The following is a 3,019-nucleotide window of genomic DNA, read 5'->3' on the forward strand; positions in this document are numbered from 1 at the left end:
GACTTCTTCGGTCATCAGCTGTCCCTGCATCTGGGCCAGCCCTTTAGTACCGCCCAGACCGGAGTGGTCGACGGCGCGCAAGTGCCTATGCCGCACTTTGGCGTGGTCCTGCTTATGCCGCAGTGGTCCGAACTGGCCCAACGTTTGACGGATTCCGGTCTGGCCTTTGAATTCGGCCCGAGCGTGCGCTTTCCCGGCCAGGCCGGTGAACAGGCAACCATGTTTTTTCGCGACCCGAGCGGTAACCCGTTGGAAATTAAGGGTATCGCCAGTCACCACGGAGTATTCGCCCAATGAACTCAGTTATTGCCCTGCTCGGCGACTTTGCCGAGACCGAACGCAACGAGTGGCTGAACCACTTGCGGGCGGCCATGCCAAACGAGCAAATACAGCCATTTGTAGAGCTCAACCCAACCCAAAAAAAATCGGTCGAGTTTGCCATCGTCGCCAACCCAGACCCCGCTCAGATAGCACAGTTGCCCAACCTGGTTTGGGCGCACAGCCTCTGGGCCGGGGTCGAAAAAATAATCGCCAACTTCGGCCAAGGTCCATTGCAAATCGTTCGACTCACCGATCCCAACTTGGCCAACCTGATGGCCGAAGCCTGTTTGGCCTGGACCCTCTATCTGCACCGCGCCATGCCGACCTATCGCCAACAGCAACAGACACAAACTTGGCAACAGTTGCCCTATATCGCCGCGCAAGATCGCACCATCGGCTTGCTCGGTCTGGGCAAGCTGGGCACGGCCGTCGCCCAACGTTTGCTTGCCAATGGTTTTCAGGTCGCCGGCTGGAGCCGAACACCCAAGCTATTGGCAGGCTGCGACTGTTATAACGGCGCCGCAGGTCTGGACCAGCTATTGGCGCGCAGCGATATAGTCATCGGCCTGTTACCCGCCACGCCCGATACGGCCGGGCTGCTCAACCGAGCGCGATTGGCCCGACTAAAACCGGGCGCCAGCCTGATCAACTTTGGCCGCGGCAGCCTGATCGAGCAAGACGCCCTACTCGAGGCCCTCGACAGCGCAAAGATTGGGCATGCGGTACTCGATGTCTTTGACCGGGAACCCTTACCGAAAGATCATGCCTATTGGCATCATCCTCAGGTGACGGTGTTGCCGCATATCTCGGCTCCGACGCAACCGCATAGCGCCAGCGCTATTGTGGCGCGCCATCTGGCCGAGTTCCGACAGAGTGGGCAGATACCAGAAACGGTAGACTTGGTTCGGGGCTACTGATCAATCACTCTTCCCCCTAACCGGGCGACAAGCGGAAAAGCGATAAACCAAAAGAGAAATTCAGCGAATGATCATAATCGGGCCGAGTGGCCCGACTCTAGGGGGTGTTAGGTTAATCGATCGGTTAATCGTCTGCCATGTTGACGACTACGCGGCCATGGGATTTACCGGCCAGCATGGCCAACAGATATTCTTCGACCTGCGCTAAACGAATCTCGGTGGTTAAATCCGGCAAACAAGCGGGTTTAAAATCACCGGCCAGCGCCTGCCAGGCGCGCGCGCGCACGGCCATCGTGCACTGCACCGAATCAATACCGATCAGGCGGACACCGCGCAAGATAAACGGGAAGATAGAGGTGGTCAGATCGACCGCACCGACCAAGCCGCTGCAGGTTACCACACCATTGTATTGGCTCGACTGAATGGCATTGGCCAGCGTTGGCCCGGCCACGACATCGATAACGCCGGCCCATTGCTCAGCTTGCAGCGGTCGGTTGTTGGTCAACAGGCTCGCTCGGTCGATCACCTCAGTTGCACCCAAACTCATAAGAAAGGGCGTTTCTGTTAACTTGCCGGTCGAGGCGGTCACGCTGAAGCCTAACTTGGCCAAGATCGCGACCGCCAGACTGCCCACACCACCGGTCGCACCGGTGACCAAAACCGGACCCTGGTCCGGTTGTACACCGTTGTCGAGCAGGGCGTTAACCATCAGCGCGGCGGTTAAACCGGCGGTGCCGAAACTCATGGCTTCGAAGGCCGTCAGCGTCTTGGGTAGGGCCAATACCCAGGCGCTGGGTACGCGGATATATTGGCCCAGCCCACCTGCGGTGCCCATACCGAGGTCATAGCTGGTCGCGATCACTGCATCGCCAACCTGAAATGAGTCGCTGCTGCTCTGTACTACGATGCCGGCCGCGTCAATGCCCGGGGTGTGGGGGAAATTACGGGTAACCCCTGGGTTACCAGTGGCCGAAAGCGCATCTTTAAAGTTTAATGACGAATAGTCGACCCGGATCAATACCTCACCCGCGGGTAAATCGGCCACGGTACGGCGCTGAATGGAGCGTTGGAATTGCTTTGGCTCAGTCTGTTCAACAACTAGGGCTTGAAATTCGGTGTTCGGCATCTGGTTACTCCGCTTAGAATACAATGGATGGTGACCCTCGATTCTGGCCTGTTACGATCGCATGGCACAGTACTTTTTCAAACAGGGTTGTCAATTTGATCAAAAAAAACGCTCCATCCGTGCTGATCGGCCCTGAATTGGGGGTATACTGAACCATTATGACCGGTACAAATATCCCGGTCGCCCCCAATTAATGAGCGTTTTACACCAAAAGGCCGCTACCGATGACCCTTGATGAGCTACTCGAACAAGAAAACACGCTGGTTTTTCCACACTTCAATAGCAACGACGCCTGGCAGCTCGGGGTATTGCTGCGTGAATTAGCCTTGGCCGCCGATCTCAGTATCAGCATTGATATTAGCCTGTTCGACCAACTCTTGTTCGCCCATGCCATGACCGGAACCACATTGGAAAATGCCCACTGGATTCGACGCAAGAAAACCGTCGTGAAACGATTTGCGCACAGTTCCTATTATATGGGCGAACTCTATCGGGTACAGGGCTCCAGTTTCGAGGCCGCAACCTTGCTCGATCCAAATGAATACGCTGCCCATGGCGGTTGTTTCCCGATCTTGATCGCCGGGACCGGCATGGTCGGTTCGGTCACCGTGTCCGGTTTGGCCCAGCTAGACGATCATATTTTGGTCACTCAGGC

Annotated in this window: 4 protein-coding genes; 3 read left to right on the forward strand and 1 reads right to left on the reverse strand. The window is 56.7% G+C overall.

Features of this window, described 5'->3' with window-relative positions; all coding sequences use genetic code 11:
* The coding region (locus AC4FIC_RS13815; protein ID WP_490359423.1) for a VOC family protein at window positions 1–297 on the forward strand (297 nt) is incomplete at its 5' end.
* Window positions 294–1,238: a 2-hydroxyacid dehydrogenase gene (locus tag AC4FIC_RS13820; protein ID WP_100257820.1), complete on the forward strand. Its 945-nt coding sequence runs from the start codon at window positions 294–296 to the stop codon at window positions 1,236–1,238. The genes AC4FIC_RS13815 and AC4FIC_RS13820, both read left to right, overlap by 4 nt.
* A gap of 124 nt (window positions 1,239–1,362) precedes the next feature.
* Here the strand turns inward: AC4FIC_RS13820 and AC4FIC_RS13825 are convergent, their stop codons facing one another.
* The gene (locus AC4FIC_RS13825) at window positions 1,363–2,364 is read right to left on the reverse strand and encodes a YhdH/YhfP family quinone oxidoreductase (protein ID WP_476195134.1); all 1,002 of its coding nucleotides are present in this window, start codon (window positions 2,362–2,364) and stop codon (window positions 1,363–1,365) included.
* 224 nt (window positions 2,365–2,588) lie between these two features.
* On the opposite strand from AC4FIC_RS13825, the gene AC4FIC_RS13830 reads away from it, so the two are divergent.
* Window positions 2,589–3,019: heme-degrading domain-containing protein (locus AC4FIC_RS13830; protein WP_273285716.1), on the forward strand; the 431-nt coding region annotated here is incomplete at its 3' end.

This window comes from Reinekea sp. (assembly GCF_982785585.1).

Excerpts from the sequence above, each read along its gene's own strand:
- AC4FIC_RS13820 (WP_100257820.1), top strand. The coding sequence starts at position 294 with ATGAACTCAGTTATTGCCCTGCTCGGCGACTTTGCCGAGACCGAACGC.
- AC4FIC_RS13825 (WP_476195134.1), bottom strand. The coding sequence starts at position 2,364 with ATGCCGAACACCGAATTTCAAGCCCTAGTTGTTGAACAGACTGAGCCA.